General features: G+C 73.2%; 26 protein-coding genes. 15 read left to right on the top strand and 11 right to left on the bottom strand.

Translation table 11 applies throughout. The features are described from left to right. Window positions 1-123 precede the first annotated feature (123 nt). Both QSK10_RS28205 and QSK10_RS28200 read left to right on the top strand, forming a co-directional pair. Window positions 124-1,092, top strand: a complete 969-nt coding sequence (locus QSK10_RS28205; RefSeq protein ID WP_285666208.1) for an ATP-binding cassette domain-containing protein — start codon at window positions 124-126, stop codon at window positions 1,090-1,092. Then, the gene (locus QSK10_RS28200; protein ID WP_285666207.1) at window positions 1,089-1,895 is read left to right on the top strand and encodes an ABC transporter permease; all 807 of its coding nucleotides are present in this window, start codon (window positions 1,089-1,091) and stop codon (window positions 1,893-1,895) included. Before QSK10_RS28205 ends, QSK10_RS28200 begins: the two co-directional genes overlap by 4 nt. A 31-nt stretch (window positions 1,896-1,926) precedes the next feature. On the opposite strand, the gene QSK10_RS28195 is transcribed toward QSK10_RS28200, so the two are convergent. After that, complete coding sequence (locus tag QSK10_RS28195; protein WP_285666206.1) at window positions 1,927-2,409, bottom strand: Lrp/AsnC family transcriptional regulator; 483 nt, start codon at window positions 2,407-2,409, stop codon at window positions 1,927-1,929. A 69-nt stretch (window positions 2,410-2,478) separates the two neighbouring features. Here QSK10_RS28195 and QSK10_RS28190 point away from each other — a divergent pair, with 69 nt between their 5' ends. Genes QSK10_RS28190 through QSK10_RS28170 form a run of 5 tightly spaced genes read left to right on the top strand, consistent with a single transcriptional unit; the run spans window position 2,479 to window position 5,551 of the window. Further along, window positions 2,479-3,429 (top strand): threonine ammonia-lyase, encoded by a 951-nt coding sequence (locus tag QSK10_RS28190; RefSeq protein ID WP_285666205.1) that lies wholly within the window; start codon window positions 2,479-2,481, stop codon window positions 3,427-3,429. Beyond that, window positions 3,426-4,340, top strand: a complete 915-nt coding sequence (locus QSK10_RS28185; RefSeq protein ID WP_285666204.1) for a DMT family transporter — start codon at window positions 3,426-3,428, stop codon at window positions 4,338-4,340. Before QSK10_RS28190 ends, QSK10_RS28185 begins: the two co-directional genes overlap by 4 nt. Window positions 4,341-4,374: 34 nt before the next feature. Beyond that, window positions 4,375-4,764, top strand: a complete 390-nt coding sequence (locus QSK10_RS28180; RefSeq protein ID WP_285666202.1) for an SRPBCC domain-containing protein — start codon at window positions 4,375-4,377, stop codon at window positions 4,762-4,764. After that, window positions 4,761-5,114: an ArsR/SmtB family transcription factor gene (locus QSK10_RS28175; protein ID WP_285666201.1), complete on the top strand. Its 354-nt coding sequence runs from the start codon at window positions 4,761-4,763 to the stop codon at window positions 5,112-5,114. The genes QSK10_RS28180 and QSK10_RS28175 overlap by 4 nt, the downstream gene beginning before the upstream one ends. 5 nt (window positions 5,115-5,119) lie before the next feature. Beyond that, window positions 5,120-5,551 carry an SRPBCC family protein gene (locus tag QSK10_RS28170; RefSeq protein WP_349497712.1) on the top strand — a complete coding sequence of 144 codons (432 nt, stop codon included), beginning with the start codon at window positions 5,120-5,122 and terminating at the stop codon, window positions 5,549-5,551. Between the two features lie 31 nt (window positions 5,552-5,582). On the opposite strand, the gene QSK10_RS28165 is transcribed toward QSK10_RS28170, so the two are convergent. Further along, on the bottom strand, window positions 5,583-5,996 hold the full coding sequence (locus tag QSK10_RS28165) for a nuclear transport factor 2 family protein (RefSeq protein ID WP_285666199.1): 414 nt from the start codon (window positions 5,994-5,996) through the stop codon (window positions 5,583-5,585). Between the two features lie 94 nt (window positions 5,997-6,090). Here QSK10_RS28165 and QSK10_RS28160 point away from each other — a divergent pair, with 94 nt between their 5' ends. Then, window positions 6,091-6,648 (top strand): TetR/AcrR family transcriptional regulator, encoded by a 558-nt coding sequence (locus QSK10_RS28160; protein ID WP_285666198.1) that lies wholly within the window; start codon window positions 6,091-6,093, stop codon window positions 6,646-6,648. Here QSK10_RS28160 and QSK10_RS28155 read toward each other — a convergent pair. Then, window positions 6,645-7,190, bottom strand: a complete 546-nt coding sequence (locus QSK10_RS28155) for a mycothiol transferase (protein WP_285666197.1) — start codon at window positions 7,188-7,190, stop codon at window positions 6,645-6,647. The genes QSK10_RS28160 and QSK10_RS28155 overlap by 4 nt on opposite strands. 84 nt (window positions 7,191-7,274) lie before the next feature. Between QSK10_RS28155 and QSK10_RS28150 the strand changes: the two genes are divergently transcribed. The 3 genes from QSK10_RS28150 to QSK10_RS28140 all read left to right on the top strand — a co-directional run bounded on the left by QSK10_RS28150 (window position 7,275) and on the right by QSK10_RS28140 (window position 12,485). Then, a complete protein-coding gene (locus tag QSK10_RS28150) occupies window positions 7,275-7,859 on the top strand; it encodes a cadmium resistance transporter (protein WP_285666195.1) in 585 nt (194 codons plus the stop codon). Window positions 7,860-8,015: 156 nt separating this feature from the next. Further along, complete coding sequence (locus QSK10_RS28145) at window positions 8,016-9,389, top strand: L-serine ammonia-lyase (protein ID WP_285666194.1); 1,374 nt, start codon at window positions 8,016-8,018, stop codon at window positions 9,387-9,389. A gap of 15 nt (window positions 9,390-9,404) precedes the next feature. Then, a complete protein-coding gene (locus tag QSK10_RS28140) occupies window positions 9,405-12,485 on the top strand; it encodes an ATP-binding protein (RefSeq protein WP_285666193.1) in 3,081 nt (1,026 codons plus the stop codon). Window positions 12,486-13,281: 796 nt separating this feature from the next. Here the strand turns inward: QSK10_RS28140 and QSK10_RS28135 are convergent. Then, window positions 13,282-15,282, bottom strand: coding sequence for a bifunctional copper resistance protein CopD/cytochrome c oxidase assembly protein (locus QSK10_RS28135; RefSeq protein ID WP_285666192.1), 2,001 nt, complete (start codon window positions 15,280-15,282; stop codon window positions 13,282-13,284). A 65-nt stretch (window positions 15,283-15,347) separates the two neighbouring features. Beyond that, window positions 15,348-15,923: a copper resistance CopC family protein gene (locus tag QSK10_RS28130; RefSeq protein ID WP_285666191.1), complete on the bottom strand. Its 576-nt coding sequence runs from the start codon at window positions 15,921-15,923 to the stop codon at window positions 15,348-15,350. A gap of 144 nt (window positions 15,924-16,067) precedes the next feature. Between QSK10_RS28130 and QSK10_RS28125 the strand changes: the two genes are divergently transcribed. After that, window positions 16,068-16,505, top strand: coding sequence for a hypothetical protein (locus QSK10_RS28125; RefSeq protein ID WP_285666190.1), 438 nt, complete (start codon window positions 16,068-16,070; stop codon window positions 16,503-16,505). On the opposite strand, the gene QSK10_RS28120 is transcribed toward QSK10_RS28125, so the two are convergent. Next, entirely contained in the window at window positions 16,490-17,131 is a 642-nt protein-coding gene (locus QSK10_RS28120; protein WP_285666188.1) for a TetR/AcrR family transcriptional regulator, read from the bottom strand. The two genes, QSK10_RS28125 and QSK10_RS28120, sit on opposite strands and share 16 nt — an antisense overlap. Before the next feature lie 63 nt (window positions 17,132-17,194). Here QSK10_RS28120 and QSK10_RS28115 point away from each other — a divergent pair, with 63 nt between their 5' ends. Further along, window positions 17,195-17,770 (top strand): DUF1453 domain-containing protein, encoded by a 576-nt coding sequence (locus tag QSK10_RS28115; RefSeq protein WP_285666186.1) that lies wholly within the window; start codon window positions 17,195-17,197, stop codon window positions 17,768-17,770. On the opposite strand, the gene cydC is transcribed toward QSK10_RS28115, so the two are convergent. The 4 genes from cydC to QSK10_RS28095 are packed head-to-tail and all read right to left on the bottom strand — an operon-like array spanning window position 17,771 to window position 23,354. After that, window positions 17,771-19,501, bottom strand: a complete 1,731-nt coding sequence (gene cydC, locus QSK10_RS28110) for a thiol reductant ABC exporter subunit CydC (protein ID WP_285666185.1) — start codon at window positions 19,499-19,501, stop codon at window positions 17,771-17,773. It abuts the gene before it with no gap. Continuing rightward, window positions 19,498-21,138 carry a thiol reductant ABC exporter subunit CydD gene (gene cydD, locus QSK10_RS28105; RefSeq protein WP_285666447.1) on the bottom strand — a complete coding sequence of 547 codons (1,641 nt, stop codon included), beginning with the start codon at window positions 21,136-21,138 and terminating at the stop codon, window positions 19,498-19,500. Before cydD ends, cydC begins: the two co-directional genes overlap by 4 nt. A 51-nt stretch (window positions 21,139-21,189) precedes the next feature. Continuing rightward, window positions 21,190-22,107, bottom strand: a complete 918-nt coding sequence (locus QSK10_RS28100) for a cytochrome d ubiquinol oxidase subunit II (protein ID WP_285666184.1) — start codon at window positions 22,105-22,107, stop codon at window positions 21,190-21,192. Then, window positions 22,104-23,354, bottom strand: a complete 1,251-nt coding sequence (locus QSK10_RS28095) for a cytochrome ubiquinol oxidase subunit I (protein WP_285666183.1) — start codon at window positions 23,352-23,354, stop codon at window positions 22,104-22,106. Before QSK10_RS28095 ends, QSK10_RS28100 begins: the two co-directional genes overlap by 4 nt. Before the next feature lie 137 nt (window positions 23,355-23,491). On the opposite strand from QSK10_RS28095, the gene QSK10_RS28090 reads away from it, so the two are divergent. Together QSK10_RS28090 and QSK10_RS28085 are read left to right on the top strand one after the other, a co-directional pair. Continuing rightward, on the top strand, window positions 23,492-23,812 hold the full coding sequence (locus QSK10_RS28090) for a PadR family transcriptional regulator (protein WP_285666182.1): 321 nt from the start codon (window positions 23,492-23,494) through the stop codon (window positions 23,810-23,812). Between the two features lie 63 nt (window positions 23,813-23,875). Further along, window positions 23,876-25,498 carry a hypothetical protein gene (locus tag QSK10_RS28085; protein ID WP_285666181.1) on the top strand — a complete coding sequence of 541 codons (1,623 nt, stop codon included), beginning with the start codon at window positions 23,876-23,878 and terminating at the stop codon, window positions 25,496-25,498. Here QSK10_RS28085 and QSK10_RS28080 read toward each other — a convergent pair. Further along, entirely contained in the window at window positions 25,495-25,926 is a 432-nt protein-coding gene (locus QSK10_RS28080; RefSeq protein WP_285666179.1) for a hypothetical protein, read from the bottom strand. The two genes, QSK10_RS28085 and QSK10_RS28080, sit on opposite strands and share 4 nt — an antisense overlap. Window positions 25,927-25,937: the final 11 nt, after the last annotated feature.

Raw genomic sequence — 25,937 nt, 5'->3', positions numbered from 1 at the left:
GGGAGGGGAAGGCCCGGGACGCCTCACCGCGTCCCGGGCCTCTTTCGCGCTGACGGAGGCCCTGTCAGCACGCGCCAGCGCCGTGCCAGCGCGCTGCCAGCGGCCCCGCGCAACCTGTGTTCCATGAGCAACGGATACGCGATCTGGGCCGAGGGGCTCACGAAGAGCTTCAAGGACACCAAGGCCCTGGCCGGGATCGACCTGGCCGTCAAGACCGGCACCGTGCACGGCGTCCTCGGCCCCAACGGGGCGGGCAAGACCACCGCCGTGCGCATCCTGACCACCCTCCTGCGGCCCGACGCCGGGCACGCCACCGTCGCCGGGCACGACGTCCTGAAGGACGCCGCCGCCGTCCGCGGCCTGATCGGGCTGACCGGCCAGTACGCGGCCGTCGACGAGGCCCTCACCGGCATCGAGAACCTGCTGCTGATCGGGCGGCTCCTCGGCTTCTCCCGCCGCGACGCCCGGGCGCGCGGCATGGAGCTGCTGGAGCGCTTCAAGCTGACCGACGCGGCCAACAAGGCCGCCAAGCACTACTCCGGCGGCATGCGGCGCCGCCTCGACCTGGCCGCCTCGCTCGTCGGCAGCCCCCGCATCCTGTTCCTCGACGAGCCCACCACCGGCCTGGACCCGCGCAGCCGCGGCGACCTGTGGCAGATCGTGCGCGACCTGGTCGCCGAGGGCGTCACCGTCCTGCTGACCACCCAGTACCTCGAAGAGGCCGACCAGCTCGCCGACGAGATCGCCGTCATCGACCACGGCCGGGTCATCGCCACCGGCGCGCCCGAGGAGCTGAAGTCGAAGGTCGGCGGGCAGGTCCTGTACGTGCGGCCCGAGCGCGGCGTGGACGTGGCCGCCGTGCGCAACCTGCTCATCGACGTGACCGGCCGCGAGGTCGCCACCGAGGGCGAAGGGCTCTCGGTGCCGGTGACCGACGGCGGCGTGATGCCCGCGGCGGCCGTGCGGCTGTCCCAGGCGGGGCTGGACGTGGCGGAGTTCTCGCTGCGCCGCCCGAGCCTCGACGAAGTGTTCCTCACCCTGACCGGCCGCTCCGCCGACTCCTCCGACTCCATGGAAGAAGCCCTCGCATGACCACCCTGCTGATCCCCAGCCCCGCCCGCCAGACCGGCCTGTCCGCCCAGTTCCGCAACACCTGGTCGATCGCCTGGCGCACCCTCGTCCGCATCAAGCACAATCCGGCCGAGCTGCTGGACCTGTCGGTGCAGCCGGTGATGTTCCTGCTGCTGTTCACCTACGTCTTCGGCGGCCAGATGGCCGGTTCGCCGCAGGAGTACCTGACCTACGCGCTGGCCGGGATCATCGTCCAGAACTCGGTGTTCACCTCGCTGAACACCGCCGTCGGCCTGCACGCCGACGTGGAGAAGGGCGTCTACGACCGCTTCCGCAGCCTGCCGGTGGCGCGGCCCGTCCCGATGATCGGGCGGATCCTGGCCGACATGGTCAAGCAGGTGTGGGCGCTGGGCCTGATGGTCGGCCTGGCCGTGCTCATCGGCTTCGACCTGCACGGCGGCGTCCTGGGCCTGCTGGCCGCGCTGGCGCTGCTGGTGGTGTTCAGCCTGGCGATGTCGTGGCTGAACGTGCTGCTGGGCCTGCTGGCCGGTTCCGAGGAGAAGGTCATGATGTTCGGTTTCGTCATCGCGATGCCGCTGTCCTTCACCTCCAGCGCCTTCGTGCGCACCGACTCGATGCCCGGCGCGCTGAAGTGGTGGGCGGAGAACCTCAACCCGATCACGTTCCTCGCCGACGGGACGCGCGCCCTGCTGAACGGCACGCCGGTGGGCAACTCGGTGTGGGTGTCGCTGGCCTGGGCCGCCGGTATCGCGGTGGTGTTCTTCCCCCTCGCCCTGCGCGCCTACCGGGCCAAGCTGTCCTGAAGCCCGGCGGACCACGAGGGCGGCGGCCGGATCACCGGCCGCCGCCCAGCGGGATCGTCAGCCCGGCCTTGATGGTGTCGAAGACGATGCAGGTCTCGTAGCGCTTGATGTTCTCGTCGCTCTTGAACAGCCGGTTGCCCAGCTCACTGCAATGCCTGGGGCTCTTGGCCGCCAGCATCACCAGGTAGTCCCAGGGCCCGGCGATCAGATAGCACTGCTGGACCTCGGGGGCCGCGCGCATCCGGTCGGTGAACGCCTTGTGGTGCTCCATCGACTCCCGCACCAGCGTCAGCATCACGCTGGCCAGCACCGTCGGGCCCAGCCGGTGCGGGTCCAGGACGGCGACCTGCGCCGAGATCAGCCCGGCCGCCTTGTACCGCGCGATCCGGCGCTGCACCGCGCTGGGCGTGAGTCCCACGTCCTCGCCGAGCTCGCGCAGGGTCCGCGCGGCGTCCCGTTGCAGCAGGTCCAGGAGCATCATGTCGATCTCGTCGAGCGCCGGATGCGATCTCATGCAACAACTTTGCGCTTCGGCGCCAAAACTTTCAATCGCGTAGATCATCACTTCCCATAGCTTCAGGGCATGGACATCGACCTCGCCCGCATCGAAGAAGCCGCCGCCGTCATCGACCCCGTCTTCCTGCACACCCCCCAGTACGTGGACGAGAACCTCTCCGCGACCCTCGGCCGCGCCGTCACCGTCAAGCTGGAGACCGCCAACCCCATCCGCAGCTTCAAGGGGCGCGGCGCCGACTACCTCCTGCGCGACATCGCCCCCGGCCAGAAGGTCGTGTGCGCCTCGGCCGGGAACTTCGGGCAGGCCATGGCCTACTGCGGACGCGCGCGCGGCATCCCCGTGGAGGTCTTCGTCGCCGAGTCCATCAACCCCGGCAAGCGCGCCCGCATGGAGGCCCTCGGCGCCACCGTCACCCTCGCCGGGGCCGACGGGGAGACCGCGCGGATCGCCGCCGAGGAGTACGCGGCGTCCCACACGCACGTCCGCTGCCTCCAGGACGGGCGCGAGGTCCGGGTCGCCGAGGGCGCGGGCACCATCGGCGTCGAGCTGGCCACCATCAAGGACCTGGAGGCGGTCGTCCTGCCGGTCGGCGACGGCGCCCTCATCAACGGCGTCGGCCGCTGGCTCAAGGCGAAGCGGCCGGGCGTGCGGATCGTCGGGGTGAACGCGGCGGGCGCGGCGAGCATGCGCGAGAGCCTGCGCGCCGGGCGCGTCGTCAGCCTGCCCGCCGTGGACACCTTCGCCGACGGCATCGGCGTCCAGCGGCCCTTCGCCGAGGCCGTGGCGCGGGCCACCGAGCTGGTGGACGAGATCGTGGTGGTCGACGACGCGCAGATCGCCTCGGCGATGACGCTGGCCGCGCGCACCCTCGGCGTCCTGCTCGAACCGGCCGGCGCCGCCGGGCTCGCCGCGATCGCCGGGGGCCTGGTCCCGGAGACCTCCGTGGCGACGGTGTTCACCGGCGCCAACCCGCGTCCGGAGCAGCTGCGGTCGATGGCGCTGGAGCTGTCCCGGTGAACCTGGGCGGCGACCGCGCGCTGCTCACCGGCGCGCTGGGGGCGGCGGTCATCTCGACCTCGGCGGTCCTGGTCAAGCTCGCCGACCTGCCCGCGACGACGACGGCCGCCCTGCGCAACGGGTACGCGCTGCCGGTGCTGGCCCTGCTGGCGCTGTTCGAGCGGCGTGGGGCGCGGCGGACCGCCCGGCAGCGCGCCTGGTGTGTGCTGGCCGGGCTGCTGTTCGGGGCGGCCGGGGTCATGCAGAACCTGGCGGTGTCGCTGATCGGGGCCGGGGTGGCCACGGTGATCTGCAACCTCCAGGTCCTCGTGGTCGCCGTCGGCGGCTGGTGGCTGCTGGCCGAGAAGCCGCCGCGCCGCCTGGTCCTGGCGCTGGGGCCCGCGCTGCTGGGGGTCGTGCTGGTCTCCGGGGTGATCGGCGGCGCCACCGGCTCCGACCCGGTCCTGGGCGCGCTGGCCGGGCTGGCCAACTCCCTCTGCTACGGCGGGTTCCTGATGGCGGTGCGGCAGGCGCAGCGGCACGGCGCCGACCGGCCGGTGGCGATGCTGCGGGACGTCACCGGCGTCGCCGCGCTGGGCGCGCTGGTGGCGGCGCTGGCCGTCGGCGACGGCGGGCTGACGCCGTCGTGGCCCTCGCACGGCTGGGTGTTGCTGCTGGCGCTGGGCCCGCAGGTCGCCGGGTGGCTGCTGATCACGGTGAACCTGCCGAAGCTGCCGCTGGCGGTGTCGGGACTGCTGCTGTTGCTCCAGCCGATGCTGACGATGGCGCTGGCCACCGCCCTGCTGGGCGAGGCGCCCTCGGCGGCGCAGCTGGCCGGGTGCGCGCTGCTGCTCACCGCGATCGGGTTCGGCGCGCTGCGGTCGCGTCCCCGCGCGCAACCAAAGGTTGCACATCTGCTTCCGGCGCGGTAGGTTCATTCGCAACCAAAGGTTGCGAGAGGACATCATGACCACCATCGAGCGCGAACTCCACATCGAGGCCAGTCCCGAGATCGTCTACGAGGTGCTCACCTCGCCCGAGCACCTGGTGAAGTGGTGGCCGGACGAGGCGAAGGTGAGCCTGGCCCCCGGCGAGCCCGGCACCATCGCCTTCCTGCCCGACTACCCCTCCGTGCCCCTCACCGTCGACGAGGCCATCCCGGTGAGCCGCTTCGCCTTCACCTGGGCCGAGGACCTCCAGGTCACCTTCACCCTGACCCCCTCCGGCACCGGCACCCTGGTGCGGTTCGTGGAGTCCGGGCACGCCGACGCGGCCGGGCACGCCGAGAACGTGCGGGGCTGGGACCACTTCCTGCCGCGCCTGGTGGAGTACGTGCCGACCACCGTCGCGGCGTGAGCCGCTTCGACCACCCCGTCGACGACGAGCTCTGGTCGGCGATCGGGGACCCGATCCGCCGCCGGATGCTCGACCTGCTCCTGGCCGAGGGCGGCGGGACCGCCACGGCCCTGAGCCAGCGGCTGCCCGTCACCCGGCAGGCGATCGCCAAGCACCTCGCGGTCCTCGACCGCGCCGGTCTCGTCCACTCCGCGCCCGCCGGGCGCGAGCGGCGCTACAGCGTCGACGAGGACCGGCTATCCCTCGCGGTGTCCCAGTTCAGTTCGGTCGCCGCGGCGTGGGACGCCCGGCTGCGCCGGATCAAGGACATCGCCGAGGCCATTCAGCGCGCGCGGAACGAGAAGGAGTGAGCGAGTTGTACGAGATCCTGCACCGCGTCGGCGTGATCGCGCCGGCCGAGGACGTCTTCAAGGCCCTGACCACCGTCGAGGGGCTGGCCGGATGGTGGACCGAGGACACCACCGGCGAGGGCGACATCCTCCGGTTCCGCTTCCCCCCGGGCGGCTTCGACATGCGCGTCCTGGAGACGCGTCCCGCCGAGTTCGTGCGCTGGGAGGTCGCCGAGGGGCCCGAGGAGTGGGTGGGCACCGAGATCCACTTCGAGCTGCGGCAGGAGGGCGAGTTCACCATCGTCCTGTTCAAGCACGAGGGCTGGCGCGAGCGGGTGGAGTTCATGAACCACTGCTCGACGAAGTGGGCCACCTTCCTGATGAGCATGAAGCGGCTGGTGGAGACGGGCAAGGGCGAGCCCTCGCCGCACGACGTCCAGATCAGCGACTGGCACTGACGGACGGGGCGGCCTCGCGGCCGCCCCTCCTTCACGCGGCCAGGGCCTCGGCGATCGCGCGGACGTCCTGGTATTCGCGCCACAGGCGGATGAGCCCGTCGCGGACGCCGAGGACGCCGACGAAGGTGGCCGAGGCGGTGACGCCGGTGGTGGTGACGGTGCCGCTCAGCTCGTATTCGACGACGATGACCCCGGGGTCGGCGGTGTCGTGGACGGCGATGTCGCGGATCTCGTGGAAGCGCACCGGCAGGGCCCGCTCGGCGAAGAACCGCAGCCAGGCCTCGCGTCCTTCGTAGCGGCGCATGCCGGGGGGCGAGAAGGGCGTTTCGACGACCAGGTCCTCGGCGAGGAGTTCGGCGGGGAGCAGGGTGGCGTCCTCGGCGAGGACGGACTCGCGCATGCGGCGGTAGATCTCGCGCGGGGTCACCGCACCTGAATGTGTCACCGCACCTGAATGTGTCATGGCGCCTCCTGAACTAAGATGAGTGGGACTCAGTATCAATATAGTGAGTCCCACTCACTTTGGCCATGGAGGTCCCGTGGAGACACCCCGCCCGCTGCGCGCCGACGCCCGGCGCAACCGCGCGCGCATCCTCGACGCCGCCGTCGGGGTGTTCGCCGAGCGGGGCGCCTCGGCGTCCACCGAAGAGGTCGCCGCCCGGGCCGGAGTCGCCATCGGGACGGTGTTCCGGCACTTCCCCACCAAGCCCGACCTGCTCAAGGCCGTGGTGATGAGCCTCCAGGACGGCCTGGTCGCCGACGTCGACGCGCTGGCCGGGGCGCCCGACGCGAGCGCGCTGCGGCTGTTCTGCGCGCGGGTCCTGGCGGTGGGGGCGGACAACCGGGCGGTCTTCGCCCGGCTCGCCGAGACCGGGACGCGCGTCCACGTGGGCGACGCGCTGTCGCGGCTGCGGCCGGCGATCGACCGGCTGGTGGAGCGGGCCCGCTCGGCGGGCGGCGTCCGCGCGGACCTGGTGACCGAGGAGCTGATCGCGCTGCTGTCGGCGCTGTGCCAGGAGGCGATGGCCGAGGGGTGGGGCGAGGAGTTCCGGGAGCGGACGCTGGCCCTGCTCTTTGAGGGGCTGGCCGGGGGCTAGCGCGGCGGGTCCTCGCCGACGAGGCCGTCGACGGCCTCGCGCAGGAGGTCGGCGTGCCCGACGTGGCGGGCGTACTCGTCGTGCAGGTCGGTCATGCGGCGGCGGAGGTTGATCGTCTCGCCGTCGTTGTTGCGCCAGTACTTCGCGGGCTGGTCGAGGCCGCCGTCGGCGGTCACCCGCAGGAGGGCGGCGCGGGATTTGGCGGCGGCGTCGCGCCACATGGCGTACAGCTCGTCGGGGGTGTGCTCCGCGGCGGTGCGCCAGGCCCAGTCGGGGTCCTCGTGGTCGGCCTCGGCGAGCGGCGAGCCGGGGGCCTCGCCGGTGAGGTCGATGGTGAAGAGCTCCTCGACGAGGGCGAGGTGCTTGACGAGCCCGCCGAGGGTGATGCGGGAGGGCAGCGGGCGGCGGGCGAGGGCCTCGGCGTCCAGGCCGCCGGCCTTCCAGGCGAACTGGGCGCGGGAGCGGTCCAGCGCGAAGACGATGGTCTCGATCTCCCCGGGCATGGGGACGGTATCGGCGAAATGCGTGGTCAACTCGATCATGCCGATGACGATAGGAGGGGTTCCGGACGTTCCACTGCCGGAACACGGAGAGTGATGGGTGTCACATCGGTATCGTCCACGTCCATGGGCGGCACCATCGGGGCGGCGGCGGGCATGTTCGCCGGGACCAACATCGACGACATCATCGTGCTCACCGTCCTGTTCCTGTCCTCGCGGGCCACGGGACGCCCCAGGGCGTGGCACATCTGGGCCGGGCAGTACGCGGGCATCGCGGCCCTGGTGGCGATCTCGGGCGTGGCCGCGCTGGGCCTGACGATCGTCCCGGACCGGTGGGTGGGGCTGCTCGGGCTGGTGCCGTTCGCGCTCGGGGTGCGGGGGCTGATCGGGGCGATCCGGCGCCGCGGCGGCGGCGGGGACGAGCCGAAGCCGGTGGCCGGTGGGCTGCTCGCGGTGGCCGGTGTGACGCTGGCCAACGGCGCGGACAACATCTCGGTCTACACCCCGGTCTTCCGCTCCATCGGCGCGTGGCCGAGCGCGGTGACCGTCGCGGTGTTCGCGGTGGGCGTGGCGGTGTGGTGCCTGGCGGCGTCGTGGCTGGGTTCGCACGAGCGGGTCATCGCCGTCGTGGAGCGCTACGGTGAGTGGATGGTCCCGGTGGTCTTCATGGTCATCGGCGCGGTCATCGTCCTGGAGTCGATCCCGCGGTGAACCACGCGCGTCCCACCAGATGAACGCCGCGTCAATCAGCGAACGGCCCGCGTCACACCGCCCCTCACCCGCCAAGATCGGCGTTTACGCTTGATGCGCCCGGGCACCCGACAACGCGGTCGGCGCGAACCCGAGGGCCTAAGGAGCGAGCCAGCAGTGATCAGCGTCTTCGACCTCTTCAAGGTCGGTATCGGCCCGTCGAGTTCCCACACCGTGGGACCGATGAGGGCCGCCCACATGTTCGTCGCCGGCCTGAAGGCCGACGGCCTCCTGGCGCAGGTCGACGGTGTCCGCGCCGAGCTCTTCGGCTCGCTGGGGGCCACGGGGCACGGGCACGGCTCCGACAAGGCGGTACTCCTCGGCCTGATGGGCGAGGACCCCGAGACGGTGGACACCGCCGCCGTGGGCGAGCGCGTGGCCGCCGTGCGGGTGGCGAAGCGCATCAGCCTGATGGGGACGCACGAGGTCGGCTTCGATGAGCGGCGGGACCTGGTCCTGCACCGCCGCAAGGCCCTCCCCTACCACCCGAACGGGATGACGTTCCGGGCCGTGGGCGCCGATGGCGCGGTCCTGCGCGAGCGGACCTACTACTCGGTGGGCGGCGGTTTCGTCGTCAACGACACCGGCGGCACCGACGCCCCGCCCATCAAGGAGGACGACACCCCGGTCGCCCACCCCTTCAAGACCGGCGGTGAGCTGCTGGCGATCACGAAGGCGACGGGCCTACCGATCTCGGGCGTGATGATGGCCAATGAGCTGTCGTGGCGTTCGGAGGCCGACGTGCGTTCGGGCCTGCTGCACATCTGGGACGTCATGCGCGAGTGCGTGCGCACGGGCGTGGCCACCGAGGGCGTCCTGCCGGGCGGGCTGAAGGTGCCGCGCCGGGCGGCGGGGATGCACCGGGACCTCCAGGCGGAGATCTACGCGACCGATCCGCTGCGGGTGATGGACTGGGTGACGCTGTTCGCCCTCGCCGTCAACGAGGAGAACGCCGCCGGCGGACGGGTGGTGACCGCCCCGACCAACGGCGCGGCGGGCATCGTCCCGGCGGTGCTGCACTACTACTGGCGGTTCGTGCCGGGCGCCTCCGACGAGGGCGTGGTGCGCTTCCTGCTGACCGCCGCCGCGATCGGCGTGCTGTTCAAGGAGAACGCCTCGATTTCCGGCGCCGAGGTGGGCTGCCAGGGTGAGGTCGGCTCGGCGTGCTCGATGGCCGCCGCCGGGCTCACCGAGGTCCTGGGCGGGACGCCGGCGCAGGTGGAGAACGCCGCCGAGATCGCCATGGAGCACAATCTCGGGCTGACCTGCGACCCGGTGGGCGGCCTGGTGCAGATCCCGTGCATCGAGCGCAACGCGGTGGCCTCGATCAAGGCGATCACCGCCGCGCGCATGGCGCTGCGGGGGGACGGCGAGCACCACGTGTCGCTGGACAAGGTGATCAAGACGATGCGCGAGACCGGCGCGGACATGAAGGTCAAGTACAAGGAGACCGCGCGAGGAGGGCTTGCCGTCAACGTGATTGAATGCTGACGGCATAATGGCGTCATGTTGATAGCAGTCCTCGGGCCGCTCGAAGCGACCGACGACGAAGGCCGCGCGATCCCGGTCACCGGGGCACGTCCGCGCGGCCTCCTCTCGCTACTCGCCGCCGAGGCGGGGCAGTGGGTCTCGGCCGACCGCATCGCGGCCGCGCTGTGGCCGGACGCCCCGGTCGCGGCCAACACCGTCCAGTCCGCCGTCTCCCGCCTGCGGACCGCCCTGCGCGACCGCGACCTGATCGCCTCCGGGCCCTTCGGCTACCGCCTCGGCCTGCCGCCGGAGGCCGTCGACGCCCACCGGTTCACCGCGCTGGCCGCCGAGGGCCGCGCGCACCTGGAGTCCGGGGACCACGACACCGCTGCGGCGGTCCTGCGCCGGGCGCGGGAGCTGTGGCGCGGCGAGCGTCCCGACGCCCTCGAAGAGGTCGCCGCCGAGACCGCCACCGCACTGACCCTGCGCCGTGAGGAAGCCGGGCTCGACCTCGCCGAGGCCGAGCTGGCCCTCGGCCGCGCCGACCTCTCCACGCTGCACGCGCGCGCCGCCGCGCACCCCCTGTCGGAGCGCGCGCAGGCGCAGCTCATGCGGGGGCTGGCCGCCGCCGGGCGGCAGGCCGAGGCCCTCCAGGTCTTCGAGACCACCCGCGGGCACCTCGCCGAGGAGCTGGGCGTCGACCCGTCGCCGGTGCTCACCGAGGTCCACAAGGCGGTCCTGCGCGGGCAGGCCGCGCCCCGCCGCGACAACCTCCCGGCCGTGCTCACCTCCTTCATCGGCCGCGACGACGACCTGACCGCGCTGCGCGGCATCCCCTCGCGGCTGATCACCCTCACCGGGCCCGGCGGCGCGGGCAAGACCCGCCTGGCCCTCCAGACCGCCGCCGGGGACAGCGGCGACGTCCGCCTGGTCGAGCTGGCGCCCATCGCCGACCCCGCCGAGGTGCCCTCGGCGCTGCTGACCGCCCTCGACCTCACCGACACCGCCTACGCCCGGCGGACCGCGCCCACCCCGGCCTCCGAGCCGGTCACGCGCCTCATCAACGCGCTGCGCACCAAACGCGTCCTGCTGGTGCTGGACAACTGCGAGCACCTCATCGACGCCGCCGCCGCGATCACCGCGCGGCTGCTCGCCGAATGCCCGGGCGTGCGCGTCCTGGCCACCAGCCGCGAGCCCCTCGGCCTCAACGGCGAGACCCTCTACCCGGTGGCGCCCCTGGCGTCCGCCGACGCCGTGCGGCTGCTCGCCGAGCGCGGCCGCGCCGCCCGGCCCGACTTCACCGTCGAGGGCGCCAACCGCGCCGCCGTCAACGAGATCTGCGCCCGCCTGGACGGGCTGCCGCTGGCCATCGAGCTGGCCGCCGCGCGCCTGCGGTCCATGACGCCCGCCGAGCTCGCCGCGCGCCTCGACGCGCGCTTCCGGGTCCTCACCGGCGGCGACCGCACCGCGCTGCCCCGGCACCGCACCCTGCGCGCGGTGGTCGACTGGAGCTGGGAGCTGCTCGACGACGCCGAGCGCGACCTCCTCGCGCGCCTGTCGGTCTTCGCCGGCGGCGCGACGCTGGACGCCGTCGAGGCGGTCACCGACGACGACCCGCTCGACGCGCTGGCGTCACTGGTCGACAAGTCGCTCGTTGTTCACAGTGCCGACGGCCGGTACCGGCTCCTGGAGACCATCCGGGAGTACGCGGCCGAGCGGCTGACCGTCCCCGTCCACGAACGCCACGCCCTCCACCACATCGCCCTCGCCGAGCGGCTGGAGCCGGTGCTGCGCACCGGGGAACAGCTCACCGCGCTCGACCTCATCACCCACGAGTACGAGAACCTGATGGCCGCCTACCGCTGGGGCGTCCGTGAGGGCCGCGCCGACATCGCCCTGCGCGTCGTCGCCGCGCTCGGCTGGTACTGGTGGCTGCGGGGACGACGCGTCGAGGGCGCGCAGATGGCCACCGAGGCCCTCCGCATGGACGGCGAGGCCGCACCGCTGCACCGGGCCGTGGTCAACGCCGTCGGGGCCTTCCACGCCTTCGACGCCGAACCCGACGCCGGGCACATCCTCGCCTACATGCACAAGGCCCGCGAGATCCGCGACGCCCACGGCCTGCGCGCCGCCCACCCGCTGCTGCGGCTGGTCGACATGACCGTGGTCGTCATGTGCCAGCAGGACGCCACCGCCATCCGCGATACCGAACCCATGCGCGACGACCCCGACCCGTGGATGCGCGCCACCGTCAACTGCTTCCAGGGCGCGCTGCTCATCAACCTCGGCGACCTCGACACCGCCGCCGAGCGCCTCGCCACGGCCGCCGAGATCTACGGCGTCAACGGCGACCGCTGGGGGCTGTCCTTCGTGCTCGCCGAGCAGGCCGACATGGCCATGTGGCGCGGCGAGCGCGAGGTCGCCACCGCGCTGTACGCGCGCGCCATCACCGCCGAGGACGAACTGGGCGCCGACCCGGGCTTCTCGCAGCTGCACGTCCGCCGCGCGCAGGGCGACGTGGACGCCCTGAAGCGGGCACTGGCGGCGGCACGGGGAGTCGCCGAGCACAATAACGTCGTCCACGCCGGGGTGTTCCTCTCCGACGTCCACCGCCGTGAAGGGCGCTTCGAGCAGGCCGCCGAAGCGCTGCGAGACGTGGAACCCTCGCTGGACCTGTGCGCCGGTCCGCCGCATCTCCAGGCGCTGCACGCCACGGCCCGGGCACGGCTGGCGCTGGTCCTGGGCGACCTGGAGACCGCCGACGCGGCGCTGGCCGAGTCGCGGGAGCTGTCCTCGGCCACCGGTGACGGGCCGATCGTCTCGCAGGCGATCGAGGCCGCCGCGGCCCTGGCGCAGGCGCGCGGTGAGTCCGTGCGCGCGGCGGAGCTGCTGGGCGAGGCGCACCTGGTCCGGGGCATGCCCGACCGGTCCTCACCCGACGTGGCCGAGACGGTGGAGGCCGCGCGTGCCCTGCTGGGCAAGAACGCCTACGAGGCGGCCTACGCACGTGGCCGCGCGCGGGACCGCGACGAGGTCATCGGCGGCGAGGCGCGCGTGCCCCGCCTGGCGGGGTGGCGCAAGGAACCCGATCCGGGACGGCGGGTGAACCCGCGCTAGAGGCGGCCGGGGGGCCGGTGTGGGGTGATCGGCGTGGGGTGACCGGCGTGCCGCTCCGGCCGCCGGTGCGAGCTCGCGATGGCCGGTCACCGGCTCCGCCGCGAGGTTCCGCGAGCCGGTACGGACGATGTGCCCCCTCGGCACGGGCGCGAGACGACCCACACTCGCCACTCCGGCCGTCGATGCGAGCTCGCGGTGACCGGTCACCGGCTCCACCGCGAGGCTCCCCGAACCGGCACGGGCAATGCGCCCCCTCAGGCCCGTTCACCGTCACGCGGGCACGACACGGCCCACGCTCGCCGCATGGAAGCGCGCCTGTGCACGGCCCGTGGAGCCGTCCGGGCCTCTTCCGGCGCCTCACCCGCCTGGAGCCGCCTCCTCGGCGAGCCCGGATGCACGGCACGTTCAAGGCGGCGAGTACGGCTCGATGTCACCTTGACTCGCGGAGAGACCCGCCGTGCTCGCGCGCATGACGGTCGGGCACCGGGTCGTGCCGTTCCCGCCGGTCCACAGTGGCCGGTGGCCGGGGCGAAGGTCCACCCGATACCGCTCGGCGCGATCGCCTCCGGCCGCGTCACACGGCTCATCACCGGCGCGCACCACACGACACCACGAGAGTCCCTCGTGGCCGCCGAGCGCACCCGGCGCGCCGTTTCCGCGCTCACGGAGGCGGGCGCGGGCCGGGTCCTCACCCGGTCCGCGCGGCATCACCGTCCCGGCCTGGAACCGGCGATGGGCGAGCGCCCGGTCGGCATCGCCGCCGCTCCCCCGGGCGCGTGTCCCGGGGCCGTCGGCCTCAGTCCCGCAGCCCCGCCGCGCGGTCCTTCTCCGCCAGCTCCGCCAGGTAGGCGTTATAGACCTCGTGCGGGTCCTCTTCGGGCCGCCCGGTCTCCTGCGCGCGCTTGGCGGCCCGGTCGAGGCGGCGGGCCTCCTTGTCCTCGCTCTTCGACCACTGGGCGAGGAGCGCGACGAGGACGACGAGGCTGGGGGCCTCGCCGAAGGCCCAGGCGATGCCGCCACCGGCGCGCTGGTCGGCCATGGGGGTGTCGCCCCAGGTGCGGCCGAGGGCGTTGTACCAGTCGGCGGCCAGCAGGTCGGTGGACTGCATGACGGTGAGCCCGAAGATGGCGTGGAAGGCGACCGCGACGAACATCATCAGGACGCGCGCGGGGTAGGGGATGTTGCGGGGGGCCGGGTCGGGGCCGATGAGCAGCCAGAAGAACAGGCTCCCGGCGGCCAGGAAGTGCGCGAGCATCATCAGGTGCCCGGCGTGCGACTTCATCGCCCAGTAGAACAGGCCGGTGAAGTACATCATGTACAGCGAGGCCACGTAGATGCCCAGCGCGATCAGCGGGTGCGAGACGAACTTGACGGGCTTGGAGTGCAGGACCAGCGTGAGCCATTCGCGCGGGCCCCGGCCGTCCCGGACGGGTTTGAGGGCGCGCAGCGCGAGGGTGATGGGCGCCGACAGGACCAGCAGGATCGGCACCAGCATGTTGATCGTCATGTGCTGGACCATGTGGATGCTGAACAGCACCATCCCGTAGCGGCCCATGCCCGAGGAGGTCACGAAGATCGCCAGGCACCAGCCGGCGATCCACAGGGCGGTGCGGACCGCCGACCACGCGTCGCCGCGTTTGCGCAGGCGGCGCACGCCCAGCAGGTACAGCGTGATCGCGGTGAGCGCGACGGTGCAGACGATGATCTCGGGGTACCAGTCGACCAGGATCGCCTTGGCGCTGACCGGGCCGGGCAGGTCGAAGCCGAGCAGCGAGCGCGCGGCGGTCTCGTCGCGGGGGGCGGTCGGCGGTGGGGGTGTGCGGCCGAGGGCGACGGCGAGTCCGAAGGTGGCGCCCATGACGACGAGCTCGGCGGCGGCCAGGCGGCGGAACGCGTTCGTCTCGCCGACCTTCGGGAGGGTGTGGGCGCGGTGCCAGTAGCCGACGGCGCCCAGGACGATGAGGGCGAGCGCCTTGAGGGTGACCTCGCGTCCGTAGTCGGTGGTGGCGAGGTAGTCGAGGGATTCGATGCGGGTGGCGGCGTTGATGACGCCGGACAGGGCCACCGCGCCGAAGCAGGCGAGCGCGAGGCGGCTGTAGCGGGCGGCGACCTCGGCGCGGTCGCGGCGGGCGAGCAGCAGCGCGGCCAGGCCGCCGACCCACAGGGCGGCGCCGACGACGTGCAGGACCATCGAGTCCACCGCGATCTGGTGGTTGCCCGAGGCCGCGGAGTGGCCGGTGAAGACCGGCGGGAGGACGGCCAGGATCGCCAGGATCGCGGCGACCGCGGCGCCGGTGACGGTGAACGTGCGCCCGGCGATGACGGCCGCCAGCAGCGCCAGGAACGCGGTGAGGGCGTAGGCGGTGCCGTTCTCGGTGTCGACGATGAAGCTCCACAGGCCCTCGGTCGTCACGTTCGACAGGGGCCAGGCCATCAGGTCGGCGTAGTTGGCGGGCAGGATCACCAGCGACGCGGCGACCCACAGCGCGCCCGACAGCGCGCCCACGCGCAGCCAGCGGTAGGCCTGCGCGCCGATGCGCCCGTCGGCGCTGCGCACGAAGAACGCCGCCGCGACGAGGCACCCGATGGTGAGGGCCGCGGAGAGGTCGCCGACGAGCTTGGCGACCGGCAGCAGCCACGCCACCACCGGGTCGGCGGTCGGCAGTCCCGGGACCTCGACGATGCGGACGCCGCCGCCCAGCCGCAGCGCCACCGCCGCGACCACGACGGCCGCGACGAGGGCTCCGGCGAGCGGCCACACGGGCAGCGGACGGCGGGCGGGCGCGGCGTCGGTCACGGCATTGATGGTGCTCCCGGGGGGAGCGGCCGCTTCCCCCGGGGGTGCCTCGCGCGGCGAGCGTCTCACGGCCGGCGGGCGTTCCTCTTGCGCATGGCGCTGACCGCGACGAAGAGGCCGACGGCGAGCGCGACGGCACCGGCGATCCACCAGATGGTGGTGCCGGAGGTCTCGGCGATCTGGTCGGCGGTCGACTTGACCTCCGACTTCAGCGGCGAGGGGACCGTGCCCGACGGCGACGTCCCCGCCGAGGCGGCCTCGCTGGGGGTCGTGCCGGTCTGCACCGAGAAGGTCAGCTTCCCGTCGACGCGGTGGCCGTCCTCGGAGACCAGGCGGTACCCGATCGTGTAGGTGCCGGCCACCGTCAGCGACAGCGGCTGGGTGAGCTTCTGGCCGTCCACGGTGAACGGCGAGGACGGGACGACGCCGCCGGAGGAGTCGGTCACCGCGATCTGCGTGGACTTGGCGTCCAGGCGCTCGGAGAACTCCAGGACCGCCTGCTTGGGCGCGGTGGCCAGCGCGGCGCCGTCCTTCGGGTCGGAGGACAGCAGACGCGCGTGCGCCGAGGCGGGAGTCGCGGTCACCAGGACGAAGGCGAAGGCCGCGGCGAGGGCCGCGAGGATGAGCCGGGGTTTGGTCACGTCGGGATTGTCGTCGGTGGCCGCTGGAAAGTTCCCGGCGGCCCGGGTAGGTGTGCCCGCGCACATTCCGGAGCGTGGTGGGACGCGTGGGGCTTAGGTTGCGGGGGACGCCCGTTGCCCGGCGGGGGTCGATGGAGGTGCCCCATGCCCGAACCCGAATCGCCGCGTCCCGAGCCGGTACCCACGCGGATCCGGGTACCCGACTCCGACAGTTACCTGAGGACGCGCACGGTCGCCGCCACCGCCGGTGGGGGAACGCTCCTGGCCGCCGTCCCGGTGCTCGCGCTGACACCCTGGGCGCGGCCTGTGCCCGCGGCCGGCTGGGTGATGGTTTTCGCCAGTGCCGCCGCCGTCATCGCCGGGGGCGCGCTCGCGTTGGGCGTGCGGCTGAAAGCCCCCATCGCGTTTCTGGGCTGGAGCGGCCTCGCGGCGGCCGTGGCGCTCGCGGTGGGGCTGATCCCGGTGTTCCAGGGCCCGCCTGGGCTGCTCTTCGCGCCGCTCTGCTGCGGTCTGCAGGCGTTCGCCATCGCGCTCGACGTGGCCTGCGCGGTGTTCGCGGTGTGGCACTACGACACGGAGTGATCCTCCGCTAAACCCTCCACGCTCAGCCCCGCCAGGTGCGTCCTCAATACCCCCATCGACCGTTCCGGGTCGTGCGCCTCCGGCCGTAGCGCCGCCGCCACGGCCAGGCCGTCGAGGACGGCGCACAGGCGCTCCGCCTCCAGGTCCAGGTCGAGCCCGGGGCGCAGCCGTCCCGACTCCTCGGCGCGCCCGAGCACGCGGCGCACGATCATGCGCTCGCCGTCATGCAGTCTGCGGACGTGGGTGGCCAGCTCGGGGCGGGTGCGGGCGGCGACGGCGAATTCCAGCCAGACGACGACTTCGTCCATGCGGCGTTCGTCGAGGGGCAGGAACTCGGCGAGGAGCTGCTCCGCGCGGGCCATGCGGTCGGCGACGGGCGCGGGCCGTTTGAGGGTCTCGGCGTGTTCGAGGACGCGGGCGGTGACGCCGTCGACCATCTCGTTCATCGCGAAGAGCATGAGCTCGTCGTGGGAGGTGAAGTAGTGCCGGACGGAGCCGACGGCGAGTCCGGCCTCGGCGGCGATGGCCTTGAGGGTCGCGCGTTCGATGCCGTCGCGGCGCACGACGCGGAAGACGGCGGCGGCGACGAGGCGGCGGCGCTCCTCGGGGTCCACGATCTTGGGCATGGCTTTTTATAGCACGACTGTGCTACGTTATTTAGCACGAGCGTGCCAAATAAAGGAGTTCTGATGTCCTGGTGGATGACGGCGCTGATCGTGGTCGCGGTGATCGCGCTGATCGTGAAGCGCTTCCGCGGCGAGCCGCTGAACGCGAGGGACCTGTGCGGGCCGCCGGTGATCCTGTGCGGGATCGCGGTCTACGAGCTGACGAAACTCGACCTCGTGGACGCCCGCGACATCGCGTGGATCGTCGGCGGCGGGCTGCTGGGCGTGGTGATGGGCGCGATCCGCGGTGGGACGCTGGTGCTGTTCCGCAGGGAGGGCGTGCTGTGGCAGAAGTACACGGCCGGGACGGTCGTGGTGTGGGTGCTCTCGCTGGCGGTCAACGGGGGGTTCGGGCTGCTGGCCACCAAGGTCGGCGGGATGCACGCCGAGGCGCGGCAGATGACGCTGTCCATCGGCGTCGGCCTGCTCGGCGAGATGCTGGTCGTGGGCGCGCGGGCGCTGCGCAGCGGGGTGCCGTTCGCGCCGGAGAAGCGGGACTCACCGGCCTCGGCGCTGTTGCAGTCGTTCCGGAGCTCCGGCGAGCGGCGGCCCGCCCCGCAGAACCCCCCGGTGCCGGCCCCGCCGCGCGACCGGTGGTGATCAGAGGGCGGCGTAGCGTCCCTCGGCCAGTTCCTGCGAGGCCCACAGTTCGGCGTAGTACCCGCCGCGCTCGATGAGCGCGGCGTGCGTCCCGCGTTCGGTGACGCGCCCGTCGTCCAGCACCAGGATCTCGTCGACGGCCTCCAGCCCGCGCAGGCGGTGCGTCACCAGGAGCACCGAGCGGCTGGGGGTGGCGGCCATGACGTCGGCGAGCACGGCGTCGGCGGTGGCGGGGTCGAGGCCCTCGGTGGGTTCGTCGAGGAGCAGGACGGGCGGGTCGGCGAGCAGGGCGCGGGCGAGGAGGAGGCGCTGGCGCTGTCCGCCGGACATCTGGTCGCCGTCCTCGCCGACGATGGTGGCCAGGCCATTGGGGAGGCTCTCGGTCCAGGTGGCGAGCCCGGCGGCGGTGAGCGCGGCGGTGACGGCCTCGGGGGACGCCTGGGGCGAGGCCACGCGCAGGTTCTCCTCGATGCTGGCGTGGAAGACGTGCGCGTCGGAGAGGGCGCCGGAGACCAGGTGGCGGACGTCGTCGCCGCGCAGGTCGGCGATGTCGACGCCGTTGAGGGTGATGCCGCCGGTGTGTTCGGCGAAGCGGACGAGGGCGGCCAGCAGCATGGACTTGCCCGCGCCGGAGGGCCCGACGACGGCCACGCGGTGGCCGGGGGCGAGGACGAGGTCGGTGCCGCCGTCACCGGCGACGCGGCCGGGGATGACGGGGCGGGCGGCGCTGAGGGTGAGGGTGACGGGCGCGGTGGGGGCCTCGGCGGGCGTGGCGGGGTCGGGGACGGGTGGCGCGGCGTCCAGGATGGCGGCCAGGCGGGTCGCGGAGGCGCGCACCTCCTGGAGGCGGCGGGCGGCGGCGGTGAGCGGCAGCAGCACCTCGAACGCGGCGAGGGTGGTCAGTGAGAGGACCGCGATCATGATCGGGTCGATGCCGCCGGTGGCCCGCGCGGCGAGGAGGACGCCGATGACGGCCGCGCCCTGGGTGGCCAGGCCGATCGCGCCGACGAGGGCGGCGACGGCCGAGCCGTGGCGTTCGGCGGCGGCGAGGTCGCCGGCGATGGCGGTGGCCTCGGCGACCTTGCGCCCGGCGGCGCCGTAGGCGGTGAGGTCGGCGGCGCCGTGGACGAGGTCGACGGTGGCGGTGGACAGGTCGGCGCGGGCCTGGGCGGTGCGGCGGGCGGAGGCGCGCGCGAGGCGCCCGGCCAGCCACGGCAGGAACACACCGGCGATGAGCGCGCCGCCGAGGACGACGAGCGCGGCCAGGGGCGAGAAGGCGCCCACGAACACCAGGACGGCGGCGGTGGTGACAAGCGCGGTCGCGGCGGGCAGCAGGCAGCGCAGGAGCAGGTCCTGGACGGCGTCGACGTCGGCCACGAAGCGGGTGAGCAGGTCGCCGCCGCGCAGGTTCCGCAGCCCGGCCGGCGCCAGGGGGGTGAGGGCGGCGTAGACGCGGGCGCGCAGCTCGGCGAGGGCGCGCAGGACGGCGTCGTGCCCGGCGAGGCGTTCCAGGTAGCGCAGTCCGCCGCGGCCGATGGCCAGGGCGCGGACGGCGACGATGGCCACGGTGAGCGCGGTCAGCGGGGGCTGCTGGGCGGCGCGGGCCAGCAGCCAGGTGGCGGTGGCGATGAGGCCGATCCCGGCGAGTTCGGCGCCCACCGACACCAGGGCGGCCAGGGCGACGCGGGGCAGGTGGCGGCGGATGAGCCGCAGGATCAGCAGTTCGCTCACGTCGTCACCTCGGGCATGGGCGTCACTTCGAGTTCGGCCACGCGCCCGTCGGCCACGCGCAGGACGCGGTCGGCGTGTTCGAGCAGGGCGGGGCGGTGGGCGACGATGAGGGCGGTGCGGCCCTCGGCGAGGCGGGCGGTGGCGGTGGTGACGGCGGCTTCGCTGTGGCCGTCGAGGCTGGCGGTGGGTTCGTCGAGCAGGAGCAGGGGCGCGTCGCGGAGGAACGCGCGGGCCAGCGCCAGGCGGCGGGACTGACCGGCGGACAGGCCCACGCCGCGGTCGCCGAGGGAAGTGTCGTACCCGTCGGGCAATGTGTCGATGAATCCGGCGTCGGCCGATATGGCCGCTTCGCGGACCCGGCCGATCGGCGCGTCCGGGTCGCCGAGGCGGATGTTGTCGGCGACGGTCCCGGCGAACAGGTGAGCGCGCTGCGGCACCCAGCCCAGGCGGGCGCGCCAGTCGTCGGCGTCGAGTTCGGCGAGGTCGTGTCCATCGATGAGGACACGGCCGGAGGAGGGGGTGACGAATCCGAGGAGCACGGCCAGGACCGTGGTCTTGCCCGCGCCCGAGGGGCCGATGAGGGCGACGCGTTCACCGGCGGTGACGGTGAAGGTGGCGCCGTCGAGGGCCTTGACGCCCGGGTATTCGACGGTGACGTCCTCGAAGGCGATGGTCTGGAACGGGCCCTCCGGCAGCGCGCGCCGGGCGGGTTCGGGTTCGGGCTTGACGTCGAGGGCCTCCCGCATCGCGGCCAGGCCCTCCTGGCTGGCGTGGAACTGCGTGCCCATGGCGCGCAGCGGGAGGAACGCCTCGGGCGCCAGCAGCAGGACGAAGAACGCCGTCCGCAGGTCGAAGGTGCCGTCGGCCAGGCGCAGTCCGATGGGGACGGCGACCAGGGCGACGGAGACGGTGGCGACCAGTTCGAGGACCAGCGCGGACAGGAACGCCACGCGCAGGGTGGACATGGTCGCGCCCCGGTAGCGGTCGGCGACCTCGCGCACGGCCTTGGCCTGCGCGGCGGCGCGACCGGCGACCTTGAGGGTGGCCAGGCCGGCCACCACGTCCAGGAAGTGACCGCCCAGGCGGGAGAGGAGGCGCCACTGTTTCTCGGTCTTGGCCTTGGTGTGCCAGCCGACGAGGATCCCGAAAATCGGGATGAGCGGCACGGTGACGGTGATGATGATCGCCGAGGTCAGGTCGGCGACGTAGAGCATCACCAGGACCGCGATCGGCACCGTCATGCCCAGCATGAGCTGCGGCAGGTAGCCGGTGAGGTAGGCGTCGAGCCCGTCCACGCCCCGGGTGACGAGGGTGGCGGTCTCGCCGCCGCGCCGCCCGCGCAGCCAGCGGGGGCCGCGCGCGGCGGCGCCTTCGAGGACCTCCGCGCGCAGCCGCGCCTTGACGTCGGCGGCGGCGCGGGCGGCCACGCGCCCGTGCGTCCAGGCCAGCAGGGCCCGGACGCCGAACGCGGCGGCCACCAGCGCCAGCCCGCCCAGCAGTTCTGGGGACACGTCCTGCACGGCGCGCGAGAGCACGCCGGACAGCGCGAACGCCTGCACGCCGATCGCGGCGGCCGTCACCGCGCCGGTGACGGCCGTCAGCGTCAGGTAGCGGCGCAGCTCCGGCAGCCGCTTCATGGCCTGGGGGTCGATGGGCCTCACGGCTAAAACCCTACGGCTCGTAGAAGGTCAGTAGAAGAGCGGCGTCGCCCGGCGTCGCCACAGCCACCATGTGACGGCCTGGAAGGCCAGCAGCACGGGGACCATCGGCGCGGCGGCGATGGTGAGCAGCGTCAGCGCGTCCTCGCCGGTCGCCGCCTGCGCCACGGTCAGGTGACCGGCGACGTAGGGCAGCTTCGCCAGGCCGATGACCAGCACCGGGAGCGTGATCGCGGCCGCCGAGCCGGTCAGCGCCAGGCCCGCGCGGGAGGAGCGACCGGCCAGCAGGACCGCGCCCGCGATGACCACCGCGCCCGCGATCAGCACGATCGGCTGCGCCACGTCGACGGTGAAGATCCCCGTCACGGTGACCAGTGCCACGCCGATCAGCGCCGGGAGCGTCCCGGCACTCAGGACGCCCTTGGCGCGCGCCTTCAGCTCCGGCGTGCCCCGCCAGGCCAGGAACGCCGCGCCGTGCAGCAGCGCCAGCACCGCCAGCACCAGCCCGCACAGCAGCGAGAACCAGTTGGGCAGGCCGCCGTCGTCCTGGAGGACCTCGCCGAGCACGGCGCCCCAGCCGATGACGGTGACCAGCGCGCCCAGCGCGATGACCGCGTCGAAGGCGCCCACGTTCTTGCCGCGGCTGCGCAGCTGCACCGCCGCGGTGAAGGCGACCAGCCCGCACAGCAGGACCGCGAACAGCACCGGGCGCGAACCCAGGAACTCACCCTCCATCAGCGGGAACGCGCCGAACATCGCCCCGATCGCGGCGACCAGCCACACCTCGTTGCCCAGAAAGAACGGGCCGACGGTGGCCAGCGCCAGGCGCTTCTCGCGCTCATCGCGGCCCAGGTGGCGGGCCAGCATCCCCACGCCGTAGTCGAGCCCGGCGAGGCCGAAGTAGGCGGCGAACAGCAGGCCCAGAAGGGCGTACCAGAGACCGGTCATCGAACGCCTCCCAGCAGGACGGGCTCCTCGGGAGCCGAAGCGGCGGCGGCGTCGGGCACCCACGGGTCCTTGACCGGGCCGCGCACGGTGTGCCGCAGGATCAGCCACCAGTCGGTGACCAGCAGCGTCCCCAGGACGGCCGTGAAGCCGATCAGCGACACCCACATGCCGCCGGCGCTGACGCCGCTGAAGGCGTCGGCGGTCTTCTCCACGCCGTAGACGATCCACGGCTGGCGGCCCATCTCGCGGAACACCCAGCCCGAGATCGCCGCCAGGATCGGGAACGGCACGAAGATCCACAGGACCGGCATGGCCCAGCGGGCGCGCGCGGCGAGCTTGCCGAAGGCCAGCGGGAGCGCCAGCAGCAGGATCGCGTAACCGGCGTTGCCGATGCCCTGCATGGCGTCCATGACGCCGCTGATGCCGTCCCAGGGCGTGTAGTCGCCGGGCCCGAACCTGGCGACCATGTCGGCGGCGTCCCCGCCGAACTTCATCGGCTGGATGCCCTTCACGAAGTCCTGCTGCGGGAAGCCGGTGGCCTGGATGACGTTGAGGCCGATGAAGGCCGTCACCAGGCCGGTGCGGAAGCTGCGCAGCCAGAACGGCGTCCCGCGCTTGCGGAACAGGTGCCAGGCGGACACGCCCAGCACGACCGTCCCGCCGACGGTGAGCGCCGCACCGAGGATGTGCCCGAACGCGTGCCACGTGGACGGGTTGGCGAAGACCGCCCCGGCGTCGACCAGGACCGCGCGCCCGTCGCGCATCTCGTAGCCGACCGGGTTCTGCATCCAGCCGTTGGCGACCAGGACCCAGAAGGCCGACAGGTAGGCGGTGATCGCCACGACCCACAGCACCACCAGGTGCGCCACGCGCGGGATCCGGTTCCACCCGAAGATCCACAGCGCGAGGAAGGTCGACTCGGCGGTGAACGCGATGATCGTCTCCAGGGCCAGCGGCGCCCCGAAGACCCCGCCGGCCACGTGCGACAGGCCCGACCAGTGCGTTCCGAACTGGAACTCCATGACGATGCCCGTGGCGATGCCCAGCGCGTAGTTGATCACGTAGGCCATGCCCCAGAAGCGGGTCATGCGGAAGTACAGGTCCCGGCTCTCCTGCTTGCGCGAGAGCGTGGCGCGCGTCTGGAAGTACAGCAGCGCGGCCAGCAGGCCGAGGGTGACCAGGACGAACACCCAGTGGATCGACGTGGTGAGCGCGAACTGGGTACGCGCCAGATCAAGCGCCCCCATCGTCACCACCCCATCTATGACTTGACAACATGTCGCCAGTCTACATATCGCCCGCCTACACACCAATATGCTTTTCACCTGCGCTGATAACAGCCCGGTATGGTGATCATGCTCTGACACCTCTAGACTGGCTACCTATGAAGGCGAGCTCGCTGCACGGACACCTGGACGCCTTGATCCTCTCCGTCGTCGAAGACGGCCCCCTCCACGGCTACGCGATCATCGAAGCCCTGCGCGCCCGAAGCGACGGCGCGCTCGATCTGCCCACCGGCACGGTCTACCCCGCCCTGCGCCGCCTGGAGCGCACCGGGCACCTGCGCAGCGAGTGGTCCAACGTGGCCGGGCGCGACCGGCGCACCTACCGCCTGACGACCGGGGGGAAGCAGGCCCTCGCGACGCAGCGGGGGGAGTGGCGCGAGTTCCGGGACGTGGTGAGCGCGGTGCTCGGGACGGCCTAGGGCCAACCTTTCGGCCCGTCCACGGCGTTCCCTCCCCTGAGATCCTCGATCGAAGGGACACACGTGCGACGTCGATTGATCATCCCGCTCCTGGCCGCCGCCCTCGTGCCGGTCATCGTCCCCGCCACTCCGGCGGCGGCCGAGCCGCCTTCCGCGCGGCCGTTACCGGCGGCCGCGCCCGACCCGCTCTCCCCGTCCGACCCGATGGACGGCTTCGGCCTCGGCGACCAGCCGATGCCGGCACCGCCGCCCACTCTCGCCGCCGCCGAGGGCGTGCCGGTGACCGTGACCGCCCGTGACCGGCACGGAAAGGCCCCCGACCTGGCCGACGTCTTCTGCATGGATCCCGCCGACGGCACCTGGGCCCCGGCGCGGCTCACCGGCGGCGAGGGCGCCATGGACCTGCCGCCCGGCGAGTACGGCTGCCTGATCCGGATGCTCACCAAGGCCACCGATTCGCGCCGGGGCGAGTACGCCGCGACCTGGCGGTTCCTCACTGTCGGCGCCTCCGGCGGCTCGCTGGCCTTCGACGGCGCCGGGCTGAGCCCGCTCAAGGTGGTCACTCCCCGCGCCTCGGTGACCCAGGTCGCCTACACGGCGCTGCGGTTCGGCGCCGGTGAGAACTTCATCGCCGCCAGCGCGGCGATGGACGAAACGACCGACCTGTACATCCGCCCGAGCGCCGACCGCCGCTTCGCCCACACGTTCCGGGTCGCGGCGGCCGCCCCCGGCGGGGGCGACTACTCCTACCACCTGCTCTTCAAGGAGCGCACCGGCGTGCCCCGCGACCTGGTCTACGAGGTCCGGCCGCGCGACCTCGCGGTGGGCACCGTCCGCTACGGGGGGCTGGGCGCGGCGACCCCGGCGAAGCAGTGCGCGACGTCCAATGACGACGACCTGCTGGAGGGCATGTGCCTCCTGCTGGACATCACCGTCCCGTCGACCCGCACCGAGTACTACCAGGTGGGCGTGCTCTACCAGCCGAGCCTCTTCCTCGTCGACGAGCAGCGCGGGCTGGTCGCCCTCCATCATGGGGAGCGCGTCATGCGGCCGGGACGGTTCCGCGAGGACTTCGTGCCGGGCGCCCTCGGTTTCGGCGCCTACGGCTTCCGCTGGCACGACTCCGTCTCCTTCGACTCGTCCCTGGCCGAGCTCACCTTCTTCGACGAGGGCTTCCTCACCGGCACGGCGGTGCTGTCGAAGGACGGCGCCGAGCTGATGCGCGCCGAGGGCGACGTGACCTCCTTCTACGCCGATCTGCCCCCGGGCGACACCGGCCGCTACCGCCTGGCCGTCGACGGCCGGCTCGGGGCGTCCTGGACGAGCCTGGGCGCGAAGATCAGCGGCGTGTGGGAGTTCGCCTCGGCGGGCGGCACCGGGACGCTGCCGCTGCTGATGCCCCACTGGACGGTGAGCGGCGTGGCCGACGGCGCGGCGAAGGCCGGGCGCGACCAGCGGGTGACGGTGACGTCCCCCGCCTCCGAGGGCATCCCGGCGGCGACGTCGTTGACGCTGGAGGCGTCCTACGACGACGGCGCGACCTGGACGCCGGTGTCCCTCGTGAACGGACGCGGCGTGCTGAGGCACCCGCGCGGTGCGGCCTCGGTGTCCCTGCGCGCCACGGCCGCCGACGCCGACGGGAACACCGCCACGGTCAGCGTGGTCCGCTCCTACCTGTTGCGTTAGGGGATCGGCCGGTCCCGCGAGGGGCCGGCCGAACCCGGCACGATGCCCAGGACGTGCAGCCGCGCGGTGTCGGCGGGCGCGCCGCAGGCGGGGCAGTTCGGGACGTGCGGCACGCTCCCCGGGGCCAGGGAGTGGTCGGGGTAGGCCACGGTGTACCAGGTCCGGCACGCGAAGCACATGTTGCGGTGGAGCCCGGCGTAGACGGCTCCCGCCAGTTCGGCCGGGTCGCCGGTGAGCGCGGGCGCGTCCTCCGCCCACACCACGAGCATCGGGTACACGCCGCGGAAGCGCCGGTAGCGGAGCAGCGCGGGCCGGAACCGCGGTCCCAGCGCCTCGGCGGCGTCGTGGAATTCCCGCGGCACGTCGGGGTGGGTCTCGCCGGGGGCGAGCACGTCGGCGTGGAAGGCCGGGAGGACGTAGCGTGGCACGCGGCCACGCT

This window comes from Actinorhabdospora filicis, from assembly GCF_030269765.1.
Lineage (GTDB): Bacteria > Actinomycetota > Actinomycetes > Mycobacteriales > Micromonosporaceae > Actinorhabdospora > Actinorhabdospora filicis.
Note: the sequence above shows the minus strand (reverse complement) of the source record. Positions and strands in the feature narration are given on the sequence as shown.